The 20,648-nt window shown below is 65.6% G+C and carries 22 protein-coding genes; 11 read left to right on the top strand and 11 right to left on the bottom strand.

Features of this window, described 5'->3' with window-relative positions; genetic code table 11:
- Positions 1–151 precede the first annotated feature (151 nt).
- Together grpE and hrcA are read right to left on the bottom strand one after the other, a co-directional pair.
- Positions 152–718, bottom strand: coding sequence for a nucleotide exchange factor GrpE (gene grpE, locus ACX0GZ_RS08615; RefSeq protein WP_458815422.1), 567 nt, complete (start codon positions 716–718; stop codon positions 152–154).
- A 25-nt stretch (positions 719–743) separates the two neighbouring features.
- Positions 744–1,784, bottom strand: coding sequence for a heat-inducible transcriptional repressor HrcA (gene hrcA / locus ACX0GZ_RS08610; protein ID WP_458815420.1), 1,041 nt, complete (start codon positions 1,782–1,784; stop codon positions 744–746).
- Positions 1,785–1,894: 110 nt separating this feature from the next.
- Here hrcA and rph point away from each other — a divergent pair, with 110 nt between their 5' ends.
- Both rph and rdgB read left to right on the top strand, forming a co-directional pair.
- Positions 1,895–2,611 (top strand): ribonuclease PH, encoded by a 717-nt coding sequence (gene rph / locus ACX0GZ_RS08605; RefSeq protein ID WP_458815418.1) that lies wholly within the window; start codon positions 1,895–1,897, stop codon positions 2,609–2,611.
- Positions 2,608–3,252 carry an RdgB/HAM1 family non-canonical purine NTP pyrophosphatase gene (gene rdgB, locus ACX0GZ_RS08600; RefSeq protein ID WP_458815416.1) on the top strand — a complete coding sequence of 215 codons (645 nt, stop codon included), beginning with the start codon at positions 2,608–2,610 and terminating at the stop codon, positions 3,250–3,252. Before rph ends, rdgB begins: the two co-directional genes overlap by 4 nt.
- Positions 3,253–3,465: 213 nt before the next feature.
- Here rdgB and ACX0GZ_RS08595 read toward each other — a convergent pair whose 3' ends face one another.
- Positions 3,466–4,017 (bottom strand): CAP domain-containing protein, encoded by a 552-nt coding sequence (locus tag ACX0GZ_RS08595; protein ID WP_458815414.1) that lies wholly within the window; start codon positions 4,015–4,017, stop codon positions 3,466–3,468.
- A gap of 48 nt (positions 4,018–4,065) precedes the next feature.
- On the opposite strand from ACX0GZ_RS08595, the gene hemW reads away from it, so the two are divergent.
- Positions 4,066–5,235: a radical SAM family heme chaperone HemW gene (hemW, locus tag ACX0GZ_RS08590; RefSeq protein ID WP_458815412.1), complete on the top strand. Its 1,170-nt coding sequence runs from the start codon at positions 4,066–4,068 to the stop codon at positions 5,233–5,235.
- Between the two features lie 128 nt (positions 5,236–5,363).
- On the opposite strand, the gene ACX0GZ_RS08585 is transcribed toward hemW, so the two are convergent.
- A complete protein-coding gene (locus ACX0GZ_RS08585; protein ID WP_458815410.1) occupies positions 5,364–6,557 on the bottom strand; it encodes a penicillin-binding protein activator in 1,194 nt (397 codons plus the stop codon).
- Between ACX0GZ_RS08585 and rsmI the strand changes: the two genes are divergently transcribed.
- From rsmI to ACX0GZ_RS08565, 4 genes are read left to right on the top strand one after another with little or no spacing between them, the layout of a single operon-like run.
- The gene (rsmI, locus tag ACX0GZ_RS08580; RefSeq protein WP_458815408.1) at positions 6,556–7,407 is read left to right on the top strand and encodes a 16S rRNA (cytidine(1402)-2'-O)-methyltransferase; all 852 of its coding nucleotides are present in this window, start codon (positions 6,556–6,558) and stop codon (positions 7,405–7,407) included. The two genes, ACX0GZ_RS08585 and rsmI, sit on opposite strands and share 2 nt — an antisense overlap.
- Positions 7,404–7,757, top strand: coding sequence for a YraN family protein (locus tag ACX0GZ_RS08575; RefSeq protein WP_458815406.1), 354 nt, complete (start codon positions 7,404–7,406; stop codon positions 7,755–7,757). Before rsmI ends, ACX0GZ_RS08575 begins: the two co-directional genes overlap by 4 nt.
- 52 nt (positions 7,758–7,809) lie before the next feature.
- Complete coding sequence (gshB, locus tag ACX0GZ_RS08570; protein ID WP_458815404.1) at positions 7,810–8,775, top strand: glutathione synthase; 966 nt, start codon at positions 7,810–7,812, stop codon at positions 8,773–8,775.
- Between the two features lie 15 nt (positions 8,776–8,790).
- Positions 8,791–9,402: a DedA family protein gene (locus ACX0GZ_RS08565; protein ID WP_458815402.1), complete on the top strand. Its 612-nt coding sequence runs from the start codon at positions 8,791–8,793 to the stop codon at positions 9,400–9,402.
- Between the two features lie 10 nt (positions 9,403–9,412).
- On the opposite strand, the gene ACX0GZ_RS08560 is transcribed toward ACX0GZ_RS08565, so the two are convergent.
- From ACX0GZ_RS08560 to ACX0GZ_RS08545, 4 genes are read right to left on the bottom strand one after another with little or no spacing between them, the layout of a single operon-like run.
- The gene (locus tag ACX0GZ_RS08560; protein ID WP_458815400.1) at positions 9,413–10,303 is read right to left on the bottom strand and encodes a tyrosine recombinase XerC; all 891 of its coding nucleotides are present in this window, start codon (positions 10,301–10,303) and stop codon (positions 9,413–9,415) included.
- Between the two features lie 53 nt (positions 10,304–10,356).
- Positions 10,357–10,653 carry a hypothetical protein gene (locus ACX0GZ_RS08555; RefSeq protein WP_458815398.1) on the bottom strand — a complete coding sequence of 99 codons (297 nt, stop codon included), beginning with the start codon at positions 10,651–10,653 and terminating at the stop codon, positions 10,357–10,359.
- A complete protein-coding gene (gene ctaD, locus ACX0GZ_RS08550; protein ID WP_458815396.1) occupies positions 10,650–13,112 on the bottom strand; it encodes a cytochrome c oxidase subunit I in 2,463 nt (820 codons plus the stop codon). Before ctaD ends, ACX0GZ_RS08555 begins: the two co-directional genes overlap by 4 nt.
- Positions 13,109–13,801, bottom strand: a complete 693-nt coding sequence (locus ACX0GZ_RS08545) for a cytochrome c oxidase subunit II (protein WP_458815394.1) — start codon at positions 13,799–13,801, stop codon at positions 13,109–13,111. Before ACX0GZ_RS08545 ends, ctaD begins: the two co-directional genes overlap by 4 nt.
- On the opposite strand from ACX0GZ_RS08545, the gene ACX0GZ_RS08540 reads away from it, so the two are divergent.
- The gene (locus ACX0GZ_RS08540) at positions 13,772–14,302 is read left to right on the top strand and encodes a DUF2231 domain-containing protein (RefSeq protein ID WP_458815392.1); all 531 of its coding nucleotides are present in this window, start codon (positions 13,772–13,774) and stop codon (positions 14,300–14,302) included. The genes ACX0GZ_RS08545 and ACX0GZ_RS08540 overlap by 30 nt on opposite strands.
- Here ACX0GZ_RS08540 and ACX0GZ_RS08535 read toward each other — a convergent pair.
- The 3 genes from ACX0GZ_RS08535 to ACX0GZ_RS08525 are packed head-to-tail and all read right to left on the bottom strand — an operon-like array spanning position 14,254 to position 17,961.
- Positions 14,254–14,754, bottom strand: a complete 501-nt coding sequence (locus ACX0GZ_RS08535; protein WP_458815390.1) for a CopD family protein — start codon at positions 14,752–14,754, stop codon at positions 14,254–14,256. The two genes, ACX0GZ_RS08540 and ACX0GZ_RS08535, sit on opposite strands and share 49 nt — an antisense overlap.
- The gene (locus ACX0GZ_RS08530) at positions 14,751–15,467 is read right to left on the bottom strand and encodes a cytochrome c oxidase assembly protein (RefSeq protein ID WP_458815388.1); all 717 of its coding nucleotides are present in this window, start codon (positions 15,465–15,467) and stop codon (positions 14,751–14,753) included. Before ACX0GZ_RS08530 ends, ACX0GZ_RS08535 begins: the two co-directional genes overlap by 4 nt.
- Before the next feature lie 19 nt (positions 15,468–15,486).
- Complete coding sequence (locus ACX0GZ_RS08525) at positions 15,487–17,961, bottom strand: vitamin K epoxide reductase family protein (RefSeq protein WP_458815386.1); 2,475 nt, start codon at positions 17,959–17,961, stop codon at positions 15,487–15,489.
- A gap of 113 nt (positions 17,962–18,074) precedes the next feature.
- On the opposite strand from ACX0GZ_RS08525, the gene ACX0GZ_RS08520 reads away from it, so the two are divergent.
- The 3 genes from ACX0GZ_RS08520 (at position 18,075) to ACX0GZ_RS08510 (ending at position 20,571) form a co-directional block, all read left to right on the top strand.
- Positions 18,075–18,599, top strand: a complete 525-nt coding sequence (locus ACX0GZ_RS08520) for a gamma carbonic anhydrase family protein (RefSeq protein WP_458815385.1) — start codon at positions 18,075–18,077, stop codon at positions 18,597–18,599.
- A gap of 65 nt (positions 18,600–18,664) precedes the next feature.
- A complete protein-coding gene (locus ACX0GZ_RS08515; protein ID WP_458815383.1) occupies positions 18,665–19,567 on the top strand; it encodes an arginase family protein in 903 nt (300 codons plus the stop codon).
- Between the two features lie 44 nt (positions 19,568–19,611).
- Positions 19,612–20,571, top strand: a complete 960-nt coding sequence (locus ACX0GZ_RS08510; RefSeq protein WP_458815381.1) for an NAD(P)H-dependent flavin oxidoreductase — start codon at positions 19,612–19,614, stop codon at positions 20,569–20,571.
- Positions 20,572–20,648 lie beyond the last annotated feature (77 nt).

The following is a 20,648-nucleotide window of genomic DNA, read 5'->3' as shown; positions in this document are numbered from 1 at the left end:
CGAGCGCGAGGCCAGCACAACAAAAAATCCTCCCCCACCGGGGGAGGGGGACCAGCGAAGCTGGTGGAGGGGGTGCCACAGGCGTTGCCCTGCGTGGCAAGCCCCCTCCGTCAGCACTTGGTGCTGCCATCTCCCCCGGTGGGAGAGAAGTTTACTCCGCCGCCTTTGCTACCCCCACCAATGCAGGCCGCAGCAGACGGTCGCCGATCCGATACCCTGCCTGGATTTCCTGAACGATCGTACCCGGCGCGGCATCCTTGGTCGGCACTTCGAACATCGCCTGATGCCAGTTGGGGTCGAGCGTCTCGCCCGCGGTCTCGATCTTCTTGATGTTATGCCGCGCGAATACGCTTTCGATCTCCCGGCCCGTCGCCTCCAGCCCGGTGACGAGCCCCTTCATCTTCTCATCCTCGCGCAATTCCTGCGGAATCGCCGACAGGGCACGGCTGAGATTGTCGGCCACCGACAGGATATCGCGTGCGAAACCGGTCGCGGCATAGGCACGCGCGTCCTGCGCTTCCTTTTCCGCACGGCGTCGGACATTCTGCGTCTCGGCCTTCGAATAAAGGAGCGCCGCATCGGCCTCGGCCAGCTTTGCCTCAAGCTCGGCGACGCGGTCGGCCTCCGCCACTTCGGGGGCTTCGGCTGCGGTTTCCTCGCGCAGGTCGGTCTCTACCGGAGCCTGATCCACGCCGTTCTTCGTTTCGTCGGTCATCATATCCTGTTCTTGCAAGTTCGAACGATCAAACCAGCAGACGCGCGAGCGTCGCTGCGGTGAAGTCAACCATTGGTACGACGCGCGCATAGTTCAACCGGGTGGGACCGATCACGCCAACCACGCCGACGACGCGCCCGTCAAGCGCACGCACCGGTTTGGCGATCACCGAAGACCCGGACAATGCGAATAATTTATTCTCCGATCCGATGAAGATGCGGGTCGCGTCGCCATCCTTGGCGCTGTCGAGCAGCCGGGCGATCTCTTCCTTGCCCTCCAGTTCGTCGAGCAATTGCCGCACGCGCTCCAGATCCTCGGTCGCGGTCGCATCGACCAGCCGCGCCTGACCGCGCACGATCAGCACCGGACGGTCGTCACCATCCGCCGACCATACCGCCAGACCGCGCTCGACCAGGGTACGCGCCGCCGAATCGAGCGCGGCCCGCTCGCGCCGGATTTCCTGTGCGATCCGCGCCCGCGCCGCGCTCAGCGTCTGCCCGGCCATCGTCGCCGACAGATAGTTCGCCGCTTCGGTCAGCGCCGACGGCGTCATGCCGGGCGGCAGATCGACGACGCGATTCTCGACCGATCCGTCCGCGCCGACCAGCACCGCAATCGCCTTGTCGTCGGGCAACGCCACGAAACCGACCTGACGCAGCACCGGCTCGCGCTTGGCGACCAGCACCAGCCCCGCACAGGCCGACAGACCCGACAGCGCGGCGGTGGTGTTGGCGATCGCCTCCTCCACCGGGCCATGTTCGCCCGCCCCAGCCGCGATCGCCGCGCGTTCCTCCGCGGTCGGCTCCATCGAATGCATCATGCCATCGACGAACAGCCGCAACCCCGATTCGGTCGGCATCCGTCCGGCGCTGGTATGGGGCGCGGCGAGCAGCCCCAGTTCCTCCAGATCCTGCATGACGTTTCGGATCGACGCGGGCGACAGGTTGACGCCCGCGACCTTCGAGATGGTGCGCGACCCCACCGGCATGCCGCTGTCGAGATAGGATTCGACCACCACCCGGAACACGTCGCGCGCGCGGTCGGTCATTTCGGTGATCGGCTGGCTCATGAACAGGGATTTAGGGTGTTCCGCCCGCCACGCAAATCCTCTTCCAGCAGAGGGACTGGCGTTGCCGCGCGCCACCGCCTAACGAACGGGCGTCATCCAAGGAGATTTTCATGCGCCCATCCGGCCGCGCGCCCGACCAAATGCGAGAGATCACGATCCAGCCTGCCTTCACGCGCCATGCCGAAGGATCGGTGCTGATCGGGTTCGGCGATACCAAGGTGCTGGTCACCGCCAGCGTCGAGGAACGCCTGCCGCCCTGGCTGCGCGGCAAGGGCGAAGGCTGGGTGACGGCGGAATACGGGATGCTGCCGCGCGCCACCCACACGCGCGGCAACCGCGAGGCGGCGAAGGGGAAACAGTCGGGCCGGACGCAGGAAATCCAGCGCCTGATCGGGCGATCGTTGCGCGCCGTCACTGACCTCAAGCTGCTCGGCGAGCGCCAGATTACGCTCGATTGCGACGTGATCCAGGCCGATGGCGGCACCCGCACCGCCGCGATTTCGGGCGCCTGGGTCGCGCTGCGCCTCGCCGTCGATACATTGATGGCCGAGGGCAAGCTGACCGCCGATCCCATTCTCGGCAAGGTCGCCGCCGTGTCCTGCGGCATCTATAACGGCACGCCGGTCCTCGACCTCGATTACCCAGAGGATTCGAACGCCGATGCCGACGCCAATTTCGTCCTGATCGAAGGCGGCAAGATCGCCGAATTGCAGGCCACCGCAGAGGGCGCCTGCTATGACGAGGAGGAATTGCTCCGCCTGCTCCGCCTCGCGCGCATCGGCTGCGACCGCATTTTCGCGGCACAAGCCAAGGCAGCGGGCAAATGAGCGGCCCCGACGAAGGGATCGGCGGCGAAGCCCCGCAGGCGATCCGCAAGCTCGCCCCCGGCAAGCTGGTGATCGCCAGCCACAATCCCGGCAAGGTCCGCGAAATCCGCGACCTGCTCGGCCCCTACGGCATCGAACCGGTCTCGGCCGCCGATCTCGATCTGCCCGAGCCCGAGGAAACCGGCACCACCTTCGTCGCGAATGCCGAGCTAAAGGCGATGCAGGCCGCCGACCTGTCCGGCCTCCCCGCGCTGGCCGACGACAGCGGGCTGGCGGTGGAAGCGCTGGGGGGCGAACCCGGTATCTTCTCCGCGCGCTGGGCAGGCGAAGCCAAGGATTTCGGCCTCGCCATGCAACTGGTTCAGGACAATCTTGCGGCGAAAGGCCCGGACGCATCGCGCGACGCGCATTTCGTCTGCGCCCTCTCGCTCGCCTGGCCCGACGGCCACACCGAAAGTTTCGAAGGCCGCGTCGACGGCACCCTCGTTTGGCCCCCGCGCGGTCAGAACGGCTTCGGCTACGACGCGATGTTCCTGCCGCTCAATGGCGCGCAGACCTTCGGCGAGATGGACCCGGCGGCGAAGCACGCGATCAGCCACCGCGCGGACGCGTTCCGGCAATTGGTGGATGCGGTGTTCTGACCCGATGCCTGACGATTGTTTAGCCCGTACTGCTGCGAAAACAGGAGCGCTGACGGCAAGGTGCCAAGGCTCCTGCTTTCGCAAGAGCACCAAGGGTTTTTCGGTCAATTAAAGCTTGATGCAATCATCCTAACCCTTTTTCGTCATTGGTACACACCGTCGGTCCAGCGCCATGTCACATGCTCTAGCCGGACCGGTCAGGACGCCGATGGCTCAGGGCAACGCCCGCTGTCCCACCACATTGCCCGTCGGCAGATACCGGCACACCAGGAAATCGTCGCGCCGGTTGCTCGCCATCGCGCAGCCGACCTCGCGCGTGCCGCTCCACACGATCTGCGTGTAATGCCCGACATCGCGGTAATCGCCGGTGGTGCTGGCGTTCGGCATCGGGCGGTTCACGAAGACGCGCTTCTCGTCGATCCAGTGCCCGGCCATCTCGTCATATCGGTATGCGCCGCGCGTCCCCATCCATAGGTTCTCGCCCTGATCGGGGTTGCCTCGCGGCTGCGGTGCGTGTTCGAAGCGCCCGGTGCGCGCCAGTTCGCGCGCGTAGGCCAGCGCATCGGCGGCAAGCGCATCGCTCCACACCAGCACCGGCTGGCGCACTTCCGCACGGGTCGCATTGTGCATCGTCAGCATGGTGCGCTTCAGCCGCGACTCGCCGCGCGGCGCGGTGCCCGCAAAGGGTCGCTCCTCGACCACGCGCGGCGGCGGTGACGGCGCCGCCTGTCCGCACCCCGCCAGCAGCAACAGACACAGCAACATGGACGCTCGCTTTTGCATGGACCTCTGCCCTGCCCTATGGCGCGCGCGATGAACAGCGCACGAACGCCCCTGGCCCTCTATATCCACTGGCCGTTCTGCGTGTCCAAATGCCCCTATTGCGATTTCAACAGCCATGTCCGCGACGGCGTGGATCAGGCGGCGTGGCGAACCGCGATGCTCGCCGACCTGAACTACGAAGCCGATCTGCTGCCGAGACGCGAAGTCACCTCGATCTTCTTCGGCGGCGGCACCCCGTCGCTGATGCCGCCCGCGACGGTCGCCGCACTGATCGAGACGGCGGACGCGCGCTGGGGGTTGAGCGAGGGGTGCGAGATCACGCTGGAGGCCAATCCCTCGTCGGTCGAGGCCGCACGCTTCGGCGACATCGCACAGGCGGGCGTGAATCGCGTGTCGCTGGGGTTGCAGGCGCTGGATAACGACGCGCTCGCCTTTCTGGGCCGCGCGCATGACGTGGCCGAGGGGCTGGCCGCGCTCGACACCGCGCAAGCCGCGTTCGACCGGGTATCGTTCGACCTGATCTATGCGCGCCCCGGCCAGAGCCTTGCGGAGTGGGACGCCGAATTGGCCCGCGCGCTGCGCTTCGGGACCGAGCATCTGTCGCTCTATCAGCTCACCATCGAACCCGGCACGCGCTTTGCGACGCTGGCGGCCAAGGGCGAACTGTCGCTCCCCGATGAGGATACCGCGGCCGAACTCTACGAACATACTCGCACGGTGGCGGCGTCTGCCGGATTGCCCGCTTACGAAGTGTCGAACCACGCGCGGCCCGGCGCGGAGAGCCGCCACAATCTGACCTATTGGCGGTATCAGGACTATGCCGGGATCGGCCCCGGCGCGCATGGACGGCGCACGGGGCATGAGACGGCGCGCCACAAAAAGCCGGAAAACTGGCTGAACGCGGTCGCGCGCAACGGCCACGGCGCACAGATCGACCAGCCATTATCGCCGCGCGACCGCGCGACCGAGGCCCTGGTGATGGGCCTCAGGCTGGACGAGGGGATCGACCTCGCCCGCGTGGCGGCGTTGGGGGAAACGGAGATCGGCGCCCTGATCGATCAGGGTCAGCTGGCGATGCTGGAGCGCGAGGGGCTGGCGGTGCGCGACGGCACGCGACTGACGATCACCGAACGCGGGATGCCCGTGCTGGAAGCAATATTGCGGGCGCTGGTGCGCGGTGAGGAACCGGAACTCGCCTAAACCATACCCGTCACCCCGGACTTGTTCCGGGGTCCACCGGGCGACAGCCGATCAGGCGCTAGGCTCCAGCCTCTGCGCAAGCGGCTTGGTGGACCCCGGAACAAGTCCGGGGTGACGAGCGGAGGCGATTACTCGAACCCGCGCGGCGCTGGCGACACCGTCACCGTGCTCCCGCCGCGAATCTCCTGCACTTCCAGCGCGCGCTCGGCGATGCCGTTCCGACCGAAGCGGAACGCGCCGTCCAGCCCGACGAACCCGTCATTCGCACGCAACCGGCTTTCGGGGAAGGTCGTGCCCACGCGCCAGTCCTGCGCGATCCGCACCGTCAGCAGCACCGAATCATAGCCCATGCTCGACAAACGGAACGGCGCGCGACCGAACCGCGCGCGGTATTTGGTCGCGTACTGGCGGTAGAAATTGTTGGGCACGCTGGCGAACCACGCGCCGTTCAGTGCCGCATTGCCGCCCACAGACGAATCGGTGTTCCAGAGTTCGGTCCCCAAAATCTTGGCATTGGCCCCGCCGCCGCGTCGCACCGCGGGCACGGCGATCGTCGCCGTGCCCGAACTGTCGGCGATCAGCAGCGCCTGATAGGAACTCGACGATTTCAACCGAGCGACCGCGCTGGTGATCGACGCGTTGCTGCGGTCGAAGGTCTGGATGCCGGTAACCTGACCGCCCGCCTGCTTGACCGCACCCAGGAACGCAGACGACGCGCGGTCGCCATATACGCCGCGCGGGACGAGGCCCGCAAAGCTGCGCATCCCGTTGCGCGCGGCATGTTGGACGACGCGTTCGATCGACTGGTCGGGCTGATAACCGAGCAGATAGATGCCATTGCCCGCCACGGACGAATCGTTGGAAAAGCTGATAACCGGCACGTTCGCACGCCGCGCGATCGGCCCGACCGCGCGGGCGTCGTCGGCGAGCAACGGCCCCAGGATCAACTGGTTGCCGTCGGCAATGGCGCGGTTTGCCGCCGCTGCCGCACCCTGCGCGGTATCGTAATTGGTGATGCGGATGCGCTCCGACTTGGTGTCGAGCAGCGCCAGCATCGTCGCATTGGCGATCGATTGACCCACGCCCGCATTCTGGCCCGACATCGGCACCAGCAATGCAACGCGGTGCCGTTCCCTGTCCTGCGGGATGCCGGGCGCGATCGGGCCGGGGCGATCGACGGGGCGTTCGGGCGGACGCTCGGTCGGCGCAGGGCCGCGCGGGACCAGGGTGGCGCACCCGCTCATCAGCAGCGCGAGCATCGCGGCAGTGCCGATCCGCCCCCAGCCACGCTTCGTTTGCGGTTCCGCTCGAACTTCTGCCATGACTGCTCCCGTGAATAACGCCCAACTCGAACCCGGTCTCTACATCGTCGCGACGCCGATCGGCAATCTCGGTGATCTGTCGCGCCGCGCATCAGACATTCTGGCCAATGCCGATGTCATCGCGGTGGAGGACAGCCGCGTCACCGCGAAGCTGCTGCACCATATCGGCGTGAAGCGCCCGATGGTCCCCTATCACGATCACTCGACCGAATCGGTGCGTGCCGGATTGATCGCGCGCATGGCGAACGAAGCGGTGGCTCTGGTGTCCGACGCGGGCACGCCGCTTATTTCCGACCCCGGTTACAAGCTGGTCCGCGACGCCCGCGCGGCGGGTCATGCGGTGGTGACCATTCCCGGCCCCAGCGCGGCAATTTCCGCGCTGACGCTGGCGGGGCTGCCCACCGACCGCTTCCTGTTCATGGGCTTCCTGCCGTCAAAGGCTCAGGCGCGCAGCAGCACGATCGCCGAGGTCGCAGGCGTCCGCGCCACGCTCGTCTTCTACGAATCCGGCCCGCGCCTGTCGGCATCGCTCGCCGCACTGTCCGAAGGGCTGGGCGATCGCGAGGCAGCGGTCGCGCGCGAATTGACCAAGAAATTCGAGGAATGCGTGACCGGCACGCTGTCGGCGCTATCGATCCGGTACGCCGACGCCCCGCCCAGGGGCGAGATCGTCGTCGTCGTCGCCCCCCCTGGGGAGGCCCCGCCCCCCAGCGAGGAGGATGCCGATGCCGCGCTGGCCGACGCCCTCACCCGGTTGCCTGCCTCCAAGGCCGCAGGCGAAGTCGCGAAGAGATTCGGCCTCGACCGCAAGGCGCTTTATACGCGCGCGATGGCCATGAAGCGCGAATGAGAAACCGCCGCGCCGCCGAAACCTCCGGTCGCACGGGCGAGACGATCGCCGCCTGGTATCTGCGCATCAAGGGCTGGCGCATCCTCGCCACCCGCGTTCGCACGCCCGCAGGCGAAGTCGACCTGGTGGCGAAGCGCGGCAATCTGGTCGCGTTCGTCGAGGTGAAGACGCGCGCGACCGGCAGCGACCTCGACCACGCCATCGACGAGCGGCGTTTGGTCCGCGTGGCGGCGGCCGCTGAAATTCTCAGCGCGCGCTATGCGACCGCTGGCGAGGATGTTCGCATCGACGTCATCCTGATCTCCCGCGATCTGCGTCCACGCCATATCGAGAATGCGTGGATCGGGTGACTTTGGGCGGATCAGTGCCTAAATGCGGCGCTTCACAGGAGCGCCAAGCCACATGACCCTGACCGTCGCCGTCCAGATGGACCCGCTCGCCAGCATCAACATCGCCGGCGATTCGAGCTTCGCGCTGATGCTGTCGGCGCAGGAGCGCGGCCACCGGCTGTTCCATTACGCGCCCGAGGATCTGAACTACGCCAACGGTCGCGTCTGGGCGAAGGCGCATCCGGTGACCGTCCAGCGAGTCGAGGGCGATCATTTCAGCTTCGGCACCCCGGTCGCGCTCGACCTGGGCAACGAAGCCGATGTCGTGCTGATGCGTCAGGACCCCCCCTTCGACCTCGGCTACATCACCGCAACGCACCTGCTCGAGCGGATCGCCGACCGCACGCTGATCGTCAACGATCCCCGCGAAGTCCGCAACGCGCCCGAGAAAGTCTGGGTGCTCGATTATGCCCGCTACATGCCCCCCACCCTCGTCACCCGTTCGGTCGACGAAGCGCGCGCGTTCCTCGCCGAGCACGGCTCGATCGTCGTCAAACCGCTCCACGGCAATGGCGGCAAGGCGATCTTCAAGATCGACGCGTCGGCTCAGAACCTGTCCTCGCTGATCGAGGTGTTCAACACCGCCTATCGCGAGCCGCACATGGTTCAGGCGTTCCTCCCCGAAATCGCAGAAGGCGACAAGCGCATCGTGCTGGTCGACGGCGAGGTTGCAGGCGCGATCAACCGCTTGCCGGGCGAAGGCGAAATCCGCTCCAACCTCGCCGTCGGCGGCCGCGCGGAAAAGACCGACCTTACGGCGCGCGAGCAGGAAATCTGCGCCGCGCTCGCCCCCGAACTCAAGCGGCGCGGGCTGATCTTCGTCGGGATCGACGTGATCGGCGGCAAGTGGCTGACGGAGATCAACGTTACTTCCCCGACCGGAATCGTCGCCATCGATCGGCTGAACGGCACCGACACCGCGGCGAAAATCTGGGACGCGATCGACGCGCGGCTTGCCGCCCGCGCCGCACACGCGTAACCGCAGCGGCCAATCATGACCGAATTCATCCTCGATCTCATCGAAGCCTGGGGCTACCTCGGCATCGCCATCCTCATGTTTCTGGAAAACGTGTTCCCGCCGATTCCGTCGGAAGTCATCATGGGACTGGGCGGTATCGCCGTGTCGCAGGGCCGCTTCGATTTCTGGCCGCTGGTGTTCTGGGCAGTCGTCGGCACCACGCTCGGCAACTGGGTCTGGTACGGCATCGGACGCTGGGTCGGGTACAAAAGGCTGAAACCGCTGATCGACCGTTATGGCCGCTGGCTGACGCTCGACTGGGACGAGGTGGAAAAGCTCCACCGCTGGTTCGTCAAATACGGCTCGGGCATCGTGTTCTTCATGCGCTTCATGCCGATCGCGCGGACGATGGTGTCGCTGCCCGCCGGCATGGTCCAGATGTCGCAGATCAAATTCCTGATCTGGACGGCGGCAGGCTCGACCATCTGGATTACCGCGCTCGCCGGGGCGGGAAACTGGTTCGGCCAGCAATTCACCCAGGTCGAACGCTTTATCGGCCCGCTGGCGCTGGTCGCGATCGGGTCGATCATCCTCCTCTATTTCTACCGCGTGTTCACCTGGAAGCCGAAACCGACCGAAGATAACTAGGGTCAGGACCCTAAGCCCGCGGATGGGCGTTGCGATAGACGTCCATCAGGTGCGCGGCATCGACCTGGGTATAGACCTGGGTCGATGACAGGCTGGCGTGGCCGAGCAATTCCTGAAGCGAGCGCAGGTCCGCGCCGCGCCCCAGCAGATGCGTCGCGAAACTGTGCCGCAGCGCGTGCGGCGTGGTGCGGTCGCCCAACCCAAGCACGCGGCGGGCCTTGCGCACATTGGCGCGCACGACCGATGCCGATAGCGGCCCGCCCTTTGCGCCGCGGAACAGCGGTTCGGCGCGCGACACCCCCCAGGGGTTGAGCGCCGCATAGGCCTCGATCGCGTCGCGCACCGGTGGCAGCAGTGGCACGATCCGCGTCCTGTCGCGCTTGCCGGTAACGACCAGCGTGTCCCCCAGCGGCAGGATTGCGCCCGTCAGTCCGACCGCCTCGCCGATGCGCAGCCCCGCGCCATAGAGCAGCAGCAGCACCGCCCAGTCGCGCGCGCCGATCCACGGCTCGCGCGCTTCCTCTGCAACCTCCTCGGCCAATGCGATCGCTTCGTCGGGGGCGATCGGGCGCGGCACGCCCTTCTTGACGCGCGGCCCCTTCATGCGCGGCACTTTCATCCCCTCACCGCCTGCCCATGATAGGAACGAGCGCACCGCCGACAATTCGCGCGCGGTGGACGCGTTCGACAATCCGTCGCCCCGCCGGTCGGCGAGATAGGCGCGCAGGTCGGTCGTCGACACATCGGCAAGCGCCGTCCGCTCGACCGCACCGCCCCAGTGCCGCTGGAGAAACGCGATCAGCCGCTCCGCGGTCGCCTGATAGGCGCGCACGGTATGCGCCGACCGCCGCCGGTCGCGCGCCAGATGCCGGGCGTATGACAGGGGCAGGGGTTGCGACATCGCGACGGAGTTTAATGGGTTCGACAAGATCTCAAAGCCGTTCGTTGGCGAGGTCAAATACAGGCCGACAGGATCGCAACCGGAAATCCGGTCCACAGGGTCGATATGAACCCGACGATCGCGATGACGCCCGCCGTCCAGTCGACCAGCGCCTCGCCCCGCCTTGGCCACCAGCGCCACGCAAGCCACCCGAGCCCTGCAAGGCTCGCACCCCAGATCGCCACCAGCACGGCGCGCAACGTGCCCGTGTTCCAGCCCTGCGCGCAACCCAGCCCTTCGACCGCATAGAGCAGGCTGAACACCGCCGCCCAGACGATCAGGCCGGTGCAGGCGCGCAGCAGGCCGATCATGCGACCCATCCCGGCAGTTCGATCGCCAGCACCGCCGCCCCTGCCACCAGCGCGGCATAATCGGTCCACAGCCGCACGATCCGCCGCTCGCTCCTCAGCCCGCTTTCCGGGCGACCCGCTTTCGCGCGCATCCAGACGAAAGCGATCATCACCACGGCGATGAACAGGTGCAGCAGCGCATAGCTCGCCAATACCGCCAGCACCGCGCCATAAGCGTGGATGGTCGGCGACGGCGCGCGGATCAGGGCGAAGATCAACACCGCCGCCGCCATCGTCAGCCCGACTGCGGTTACTGCCAACGCCTTGCTGCCGACGAAACGCGGCCCCCGCATCATCGCTGCGAGCGCTGCGGCACCCAGCCCCAATACCAGCGCAACCAATGACGGATCGATCCGCGCGGGCGGCGGCCAGTTGGGGGCGATCGTCCACAGAAACGCATATCCGAACAGCAGCGAGGCAAAGAACGTGCCGTCGGCGGCGAGCAGGAAGACGCTGCCCCACCAGCCGGGACGGTCGTCGCATTCGGGATGGGTCAGCGCGCGCTGGCAGTGCCCGATATCGACTTCGCCGACGGTGTCGCGGTGCCCCAGCACCCATGCCCAGCGCCAGGCGAGGATGGCGATGCCGACGGCTGCGATCGGCACGATCCAGTAGAGTTTGATAAGGATGGCGAGGAAGAACACCCCCGTCACCAACCCGGTCCACAGCGGCAGACGGGTGTTGCCGGGCAACAGGATGACGTGATCGACCCTGGCGCTCGCGGTGTCGATCGACAGCGTTTCGCGCCAATTGTTGCGCGGGGTCGCCAGATACCCCTCGCCGCGCGCCAGTCTGAGCGCCAGGTCGGGCTGCTTTTCCAGCGGGTCGCGGTCTTCGACGGTCGGGATCGCCGCGATGTTGTAGGTCGGCGACGGCTGCATCATCGCCCATTCGAGCGTGGTCGCCCCCCACGGATTGCGCTTCGACCGATGCGCCAGCCAGAGTTGCAGCACGATATCGACCACGAACAGCGCGATGCCGATCGCCAGCACGAAACTGCCGACGGAGGAGATCAGGTTGATCCACGTCCAGCCGACTTCGGCGGGATAGGTCTCGATCCGTCGCGGCTGGCCGAGCAGCCCGACCAGATGCATCAGGAAGAACGTCGCGTGGAAGCCGACGAAGATCAGCCAGAAGGCGACTTCGCCCAGCTTGAACCAGCGCGCCCGACCGGTGATCTGCGGCATCCAGTAATAGACGGCGGCGAACATCGGGAACACGAACCCGCCGAACAGGACGTAATGAAGGTGCGCGGTGATGAACGCGCTGTCATGCGCCTGCCAGTCGAACGGCACCACCGCGACCATGACGCCGGTCAGCCCACCCATCACGAAGGTCACGAAAAACCCGACCAGATGCAGCATCGGCAGCTTCAATTGCGGTCGCCCCGCCCATAATGTCCCCAGCCACGCGAAAATCTGAACCCCCGTCGGGATCGCCACCAGCGTCGATGCAGCGGAGAAGAACGCCAGCGCCATGTGCGGAATGCCGACCGTGAACATATGGTGGACCCAAAGCCCGAAGCTCAGGAAGCCCAGCGCGATGATCGCGGCGACGATCGCGCCGTATCCGACGATCTTGGTGCGCGCCATGACCGGGAGGATCATCGAGATCGCGCCGGCGGCGGGCAGAAAGATGATGTACACCTCCGGGTGCCCGAACAGCCAGAACAGGTGCTGCCACAGAAGGGAGTCGCCCCCGCGCGCTGCATCGAAGAACGGCCAGCCGAACGCGCGTTCGAGTTCGAGCAGGATCGAGCCGAGGATCAGCGGCGGGAAGCCGATCAGCATCATCACGGCGGTGACGAGCAGATACCAGGCGAACAGCGGCATCTTCGCCAGCGTCATGCCCGGCGCGCGCATTTTCAGGATCGATACGGTGATATCGACCGCGGCGGCGATCGCCGACACCTCGACGAAGGTGATGCCGATCAGCCAGAAATCGCTGTTGATGCCGGGCGAATAGGGCTTGGACGACAGCGGCGTGTACATGAACCAGCCGCTGTCGGGGGCCAGGCCCAGCAGCATCGACACGCACAGCATCGACGCCCCGAACAGGTAGCACCACCAGCCATAGGCGGAGACACGCGGGAAGGCGAGATCGCGCGCGCCCAGCATCTTGGGCAGCATGTAGATTGCGAACCCTTCGAACATCGGGATCGCGAACAGGAACATCATGATGCTGCCGTGCATCGTGAAGATCTGGTTATAGACTTCCGGCCCCGCGAACGCGCTGTCGGGCGTCGCGAGTTGCGCGCGGATCAGCATCGACAGCACGCCGCCGACGAGGAAGAAGAAGAAGGCGGCGAGCATCAGCCTCTTGCCGACGTCGCTGTGATTGACGCTCTCGATCGACCCGCGCCAGCCGCCCTGCGTGCCCCAGATCTTCGAAAATTCGCGGTGAAGCCTCAGCGCCTTCATTGCGCGCTCCCCCAATCATGCGCGATCACGCGGAAATTATGGCCCGAATGGCCGATGCCGCAATATTCGGCGCATTGCGCTTCGTACACGCCGGGAGCGCTCGCCTCGATCCGCAGGACGTTGGTGCGACCGGGGATGGCGTCGAGCTTGCCCGCCAGACGCGGAACCCAGAAACTGTGGATCACGTCGCGGGTGGTGATCGACACATCGACCGGGCGGTTGGCGGGAATGTGAAGCGTGCCGACCGTTCCGAAGCGCGTGCCATCGGGCGCTTCCTGCGTAAAGGTCCAGCGCCAGCGTTCGGCCTCGGCGGCAACCTGCACCACCTCCGGCCCGGCGCGCGGCAGCAGCTTTTCACCGACGACGAGGCCATAAGCGAGCAACGCCGCCAGCACCGCGCCGGGAAAGGCAAGCCCCAGCCAGACGATCCAGGTCCGCTGCGACGGCGAGGTGCCGCCCTTTCGCATGAACGCCAGCGCCAGCAGCGCCAGCACCAGCGCCAGGATCGCCACCGATCCGGCCAGCATCACCCACCAGAGCGTCGCGATCGTCCCCGCCGCCGGACCTGCGGTGTCGAGTGTGGAGAGCGGCCCCGAACAACCGGTTGAAAGAAATGCCGCGATGGGCGTTAAGGGGGCAACACGAAGCCGGGAGCCGAGATGTCCGAAGGATTGAAGAAAGAAGCTCAACTGATCGACCCGATCAGCGCCGACCCCCAGTTCAACCGCGCCGAGTCGAAGATCGCGGTCGCCGGGCATCCCATCCATGCGATGCTGGTTTCGTTTCCTGTCGCGCTGACCATGTGCACGTTGGGCGCGGACCTGTTCTACTGGTGGACGGGCGACATATTCTGGGCGCGCGCCGCACTCTGGGCGGCGGGGATGGCGTTCCTGATGGGACTGCTTGCAGGGCTGTCGGGCACGGTCGAACTGCTGATGGTCCCCGGCATCCGCGCGCGCGCGGCGAGCTGGACTCACTTCATCATCGCCATGACCTTGCTCGCGATCCTCGGCGCAAACTGGGGGTTCCGTCTGTATGGCTACGAACAGACGTTGCTGCCCTACGGCATCATGCTGTCTGTCTTTGCTGCCGGGTTCACCGGTTTTGCCGGATGGCATGGCGGCAAGCTGGTGTTCGACTATCAAGTCGGCACCTCATCGACCAAGAGCGATTCGTTGCGCGGCGACTGAAGCCATTCGGGCGCGCTGCCGGGCGAAATGACGGGCTTGGCGAGCACCAGCGCCAGGATCGCGACCATCACCGCGATCATCAGCGCGACGGGAAGGAACGGGCGCGGGGCGATCACGTCGCCCTTTTCCTCGCCCATCTTCACCACGACATTGCCGGTCAGCGCATGAAGCACGACGAGCGCGCCGACGAACGCCATCTTGGCAAAGAACCACGGCACGAAGGTCGAGCGCAGAAAGATCAGCGCGATTCCCGCCCCCACCGCGACCACGGCAGCGGGCGTCACCAGATGCGTATAGCTGTAATGGGTGAATTTGCGGATGCGCGCATAACGGTCCTGGCTGTCGCCATGCCGATGCTGCGCCAGCATGATCGGCAACGCGATCAACCCCGCGCACCAGACCAGCAGTGCTGCGATGTGCAGGAATTTGAACAGCGCGATGGCAAGGCTCACGCCGCCGCCTCCTGCATCCGCCACATTCGCCGCGCGATCAACCAGCCCAGGATCGCATAGGGGATATTGCCCGGCACCCACATGATGAGCCCCGCCAGTTGCTGATCGCCAAGCGGCGTCAGCCCCCAGGCGACGGGTGCGACCATATGGTGCAGATACATCGGCTCCGGCGCAAAGGTCAGCAGCGCACCGAGCAGCCCCATCTGGCCGATCGTCGCCGCGATCGCGATCAGCGCCTGCGGCGCGGGCGCGGTAAACAAGGCACGCCAGAACAGCGTGGCCGTGCCGAGCAGGGTAAGCTGCATCAGCCAGTAGAGCCAGGTTTCGGTGAGCGCGGCGGTATAGAAGGCGGGGACGTGCCATGCCCACAGCGTCACCGTCGCGGCGATGAACGTGGCGGCCAGCCCGACACGCAAACGATCCGCCATTGCGCTCGCGATCAACGGCGCCGCCACTGCGATCACCACCAGATGATGCGCCGCCCGTGCCGAAAACAACGCGCTCGTCATTGCGCAGAAGGGCGTCACGAACGCGACCGTCAGCACGACGATCGCTGCCAACAGCTTGCCGCGCTCCGCCCCGCCCCGCATCCATGCGACTGCTGCCGCGCCGACCAGCGCGCCGACCAGCGCCGGATCGCCATTCCACGCACCCCAGATTTCCGACGGCACCGGTGCCGGTCCGCAATAGGCGATGTTGCTCAGATCGATCACGACGTCCCCTTGGCCACCGTCATACGATCCGCTTGTCCCAATTCCCATAGCGTTCGCGAATCGGCCCGCGATTTCGCGACAGCACGACCAATGCGACGCCCGCGATGACGTTGAAGACCATCGCCCCGGTCGGCGCGCCGAACAGGAAGGGCGAGGCGATCAGCACCAGCGCCAGCGGCAAGAGGAAATAGCGCACGGCGCGCGTCACTTCCGCCGCGGCGACCGACAGCGTGGTCAGGATCAGCGCGCCGATGACATGGTCCGAATGCGCCAGCATCCCGTCGGTGCCAAAGGTGATGCGGCTGAGCATCAACGCGACGCCGATCGGGATCACCAGCATCAGATTCCACGGCAGCGACACGCCGCCGACGAAGAAATCGCGAACCATCTCGCCCGTGGGCCGGTCGAATTCGTCCTGCAATTCGTCGTCCGCCTTCGATTTCTCGTCGGTATCGCCGACGAACAGCACGCGCAGCCAGTTCTTGCCCGCCCGGTGCCGCCGGTGGATGAACTGCACCGACGCCAGCAATTCGTCGATCGAATAGGGGATCTGCACCAGCATCGCCGATGCCGCGATCAGCGTCAGCGTGCTCCACGTCCCGATCGCGATCGGCTGGATGATGATGAAGAAGATCGAGACGAGGCCGAGCGGCACGATCAGAATGCCGAACGCGATCACCAGCCACGGCATCGTCCGCCACCGCCGCGCCGACCCGATCAGACCGGTGACGACCTCGATTCCGTACACCCATGCACCCAGCGCCGCATCGGGCACGGGGATCATCTTCGACACGTCGGACGTGATGATTTCCTCGGTGCCGTTCTGCGGATTGGCCGGGTCGCCCGCAAAGAATGGCTCCCAAACGCCAGGCACATGCTCCAGCTGGTAAGCGCCCAGATAGCGCGAGACGAACAACCCCAGCAACGCGAGCGCGATGATCGGCATCCGCTGAATCCAGCCCGATGGATTATAGCTCCAGCCCGGCGGCACGGTCGGCCCGGCATTGGCGGCAAGCGGCGACGGGCCGGGCTCGGGAAAGCTCGCCAGCGCGAGCCCGAACACCAGCATCCCGACCAGCGTGTCGCTGCTATAGGCCGCGGCATTGTCGCTCCACAGCGCGAACGGCGCGAACATCAGCAAAATGCCCAGCCCGGCGGTCGCATAGCGCGCCCACACCGCGCGCCACGACAGCGAGATCGTCGCGAACAGCACGATTCCCGCACCGATCAGCATCTCTGCGCCGATCAGCCACGGGTCGGTCACATCGACGATGCTCGGCTGGGTCAGCACCCACAGGCCGAGCGCGATGTTTACGGCGTGCGCCCAGCGAAACCGCCCATGCTCGCGCTGGCGGCGCTTGTCGTCGGCTTCATACAGGTCATGCGGATCGAACCCGGCCTCGTCCGCCTCGGTCATCCAGTCGGGCGGGGTCACGCCGTTCTTCTCGTACCAGCCGAGCGGATCGTCCTTCAGATTGGCGACGATTCTGGGCAGCGTATCGCCCAGCCGGTGGCGCGGCTCCCATCCCAGCAACGTCCGCGCGCGCGAAATGTCGAGCGCATAATGATCGCTCGCCATCCACGTCATGAACGGCTTGATGAACGGCTCCTCGCCCTGATCGATCGCATCGGGGATGACGGGTTCCAGCTTCGCCTGCGCCCAGGTGCCCGCCGCCGCGACCGGCCCGGGCAGGCGGATCGTCGCCCATTCCTCCTCGCCGTGGATCAGGCAGCCCAGTCGGTCCTGCAAATCGTCGTAACCAAGCGCCTCCTCCTCACCGATCAGGATTGCGGTGCCGCTTTCCAGCGTGCCGCGGCGATCGACCGTGCGCTTGATCGAATCGACCATATCGTCGCGATGGAGCATCGCCTGCCCCGCATCGGTGTCGCCGGAATAGAAATGGCTCTCGAAATCGCGGCCATAGATGCGCGCCACCTGCTGCGCGAGCGTCGGCACCATCGTTGCTTCGTCATAGATGCCCGCGAGCCGCAGCAGGACATAGGGGATGTTGCCATGCGCCTCGGCAATCGCGGCCTCTGCCCTGGCCTTGGATTTGGGATAGGCCCAGCCGGGTTCGATCGGCTGGCTTTCGTCGATCGCTTCGCCCGGTTCGCCCGGTGCGTGGACCAGCATGGTGCTCGCATAGACGAACTGCCCGACCTCGAATGCCTGAAGCGCGCCCAGCAACGCGCGCGTCCCCTCGACGTTCAGCTTGTCGTAGAGCGGGTGATCCTCGCCGGTGAAATCGAAATAGGCGGCGAGATGGACGACGCTGGCGATGGTCCCGCCATGTGCGGCGCGGACCTTGTCGAGCGCCGACCGGATCGAGTCGGCGGAGGTCAGATCCGCCTCGATCACGGCCATCCCGTCGATCTCGTCGCCCTCGCGGTCCAACCCGACGACGGTGTAGTCGCGCGAAAGCCCCTTCGCGATCGAACGGCCCAGATTACCCGCCGCTCCGGTAAGAAGCACGACCCCGCGCGTCTCGTTCATATGATGGCCCCTGTTGTCTCGTCTCTAAAGGCCTGAAACGTAGGATCGTTCCGCCGCCGATACTGGACGCGACCGTGCTGCCGCCTATGCTGGCCAATCATTGGGAGAAAACGATGCCGCTCTACGAAATCGACGGAAAAGCGCCGAAACTCGGCACCGACGCCTGGATCGCGCCCGATGCGTCCCTGATCGGTGATGTGCGGCTGGGCGACGAAGCGAGCTTCTGGTTCGGCGCCGTCGCGCGTGGCGACAACACGACAATTGCCGTCGGCGCGCGCAGCAACGTGCAGGAAGGATCGATGCTCCACAGCGATCCCGGCGCGCCGCTTACCATCGGTGAAGACTGCACGATCGGCCACCACGCCGTCCTCCACGGCTGCACATTGGGCGACCGCGTGCTGATCGGCATGGGGGCGATCATCCTCAACCGCGCGGTGATCGGCGATGATTGCGTGGTCGGCGCAGGCGCGCTGGTGACCGAGGGGAAGAAATTTCCGCCCGGATCGCTGATCGTCGGTTCCCCTGCGCGCGCCATCCGGCAACTCGACGATGCGGCAAAGGCGGGCCTCAAATGGTCGGCGGCGCATTATGTCGAGCGCGCGAAGCGGTTCGCGAGCGGGTTGAAGCGGGTCGGTTGATTTGAAGATAGCGATATTGGTGAAATTGCTTTGAGGTTGGTTTAAGCAATGCCTGTGTTTTCCCGATGCTGCTGATTGCTGCCCCGTCCAACCTTGGCCTGCGCCCGTTTCGACCGGGACATGAGCCAGGAACATGGCGCGCGCCACAGGCGATGATGGATGCCGGTCTGCTGGACGCGCTTGGGCATCCGGAAGTGACCTGGATGAAGCGCCCAATCTATTCGCCCGTCAAACAAAGCGGCACCGATATTCGCAATGGGCATACGATCCGAGCCTTCAGCTTGGAACTTGCCGATCACGTCGAACGGGCGACAGGCGATGGCAAGTTTCCGATTGTCCTAGGCGGAGATTGTTCCGTACTTCTTGGAGCATTGGCCGGGATATGTCGGCACAGCCCCTGCTCGCTGGTGCATATCGATGGACATAGCGACTTTCGGCATCCGGGGAATTACGACCCCGCCTCGATGCTAGGGGCGGCAGCCGGGATGGACCTTGCCTTGGTCACTGGACGCGGTGAACCGCTCGCCACTCAATGGCCCCGTGTAAGAGGGCCATTGGTAGCGGATCAGCACGTTGTTCAGATCGGCGAGCGGGAAAGTCGGGATGCGGATTTTGCATGGCCCGATATCTACGATACGCAAATTACTTGCATCGACGTTTTCCAGGCCCGCGAGATTGGCGCGGATGCGGTTGTTCGACGCGCGAATGAGGTTATCGACAGAGCACCAACGACCGGATTCTGGCTTCATCTCGACGTCGATGTGATGGATCAAACGGTGATGCCCGCCGTCGATTCTCCAGGCTCTCCCGGTATCGATCTTCCTGAACTCGAACGGATTCTTTCGATGCTGATCCGACGCGGAGATTGTGTCGGTATGACGGTTACGGTCTTCGATCCCGATCTTGACCCTGACGGCATTTACGCAAAACTGCTTGTGGCGCTGTTGGCGGCTTTGCCTTTGCGCTGAAACCGCCCCCTTGCCCTCCATTTCGGTTGCGCTATGAAACTAACATGGCGCTTCCCCCTCTGTTCGATCGTTTGCGGCTTCCCGTCATCGGCTCGCCGCTGTTCATCATCTCGTGCCCCGAACTGGTCATTGCCCAGTGCAAGGCGGGGATCGTGGGCTCGTTTCCGGCGCTGAACGCGCGGCCGCAGAGCCAGCTCGACGAATGGCTGCACCAGATTACCGAGGAACTGTCGGCCTGGAACCGCGACAATCCCGACGCGCCCGCCGCACCCTATGCGGTCAACCAGATCGTCCATAAATCGAACGAGCGGCTGGAAGCGGACCTCCAGACCTGCGCCAAATGGCAGGTGCCGATCACCATCACCTCGCTCGGTGCGCGCGAGGAGTTGAATATCGCAGTCCATTCGTGGGGCGGGATCACGCTGCACGACGTGATCGACGACCGCTATGCGCACAAGGCGATCGAAAAGGGGGCCGACGGCCTGATTCTGGTGTGCGCGGGTGCGGGCGGCCATGCGGGCAAGCTCAATCCGTTCGCCTTCACCCAGGAAGTGCGCCAGTGGTTCGACGGTCCCGTCGCGCTGTCGGGCGCGATCGCCAATGGTGGCGCGGTGCTGGCGGCACAGGCGGCGGGCGCGGACCTCGCCTATATCGGATCGCCCTTCATCGCGACGGTCGAGGGCAATGCCGACGAACGCTACAAGGCCGGAATCGTCGAGGGTCGCGCGTCCGACATCGTCTACACCAATTTGTTCACCGGGGTTCACGGCAACTATCTGAGATCCTCGATCGAGGCAGCCGGACTCGACCCCGACACGCTCCCCGAAAGCGACCCGTCCAAGATGAATTTCGGATCGGGCGGCAATTCGAAGGCAAAGGCGTGGAAGGACATCTGGGGCTCGGGTCAGGGCATCGGCGCGGTGTCGAAGGTCGAGCCCGCCGCCGACCTGATCGCGCGGCTGGACGCGGAATATGCGGCGGCACGGGCGCGTTTGCTGGGATAATTCGAGCCGCAACTGGCTGGGTTCAAAGGACTAAGGGCTTCCCCTGCGCTGACGCTGAGCTTGTCGAAGCGTGTAGA

This window comes from Sphingomonas aestuarii, assembly GCF_054457155.1.
Note: the sequence above shows the minus strand (reverse complement) of the source record. Positions and strands in the feature narration are given on the sequence as shown.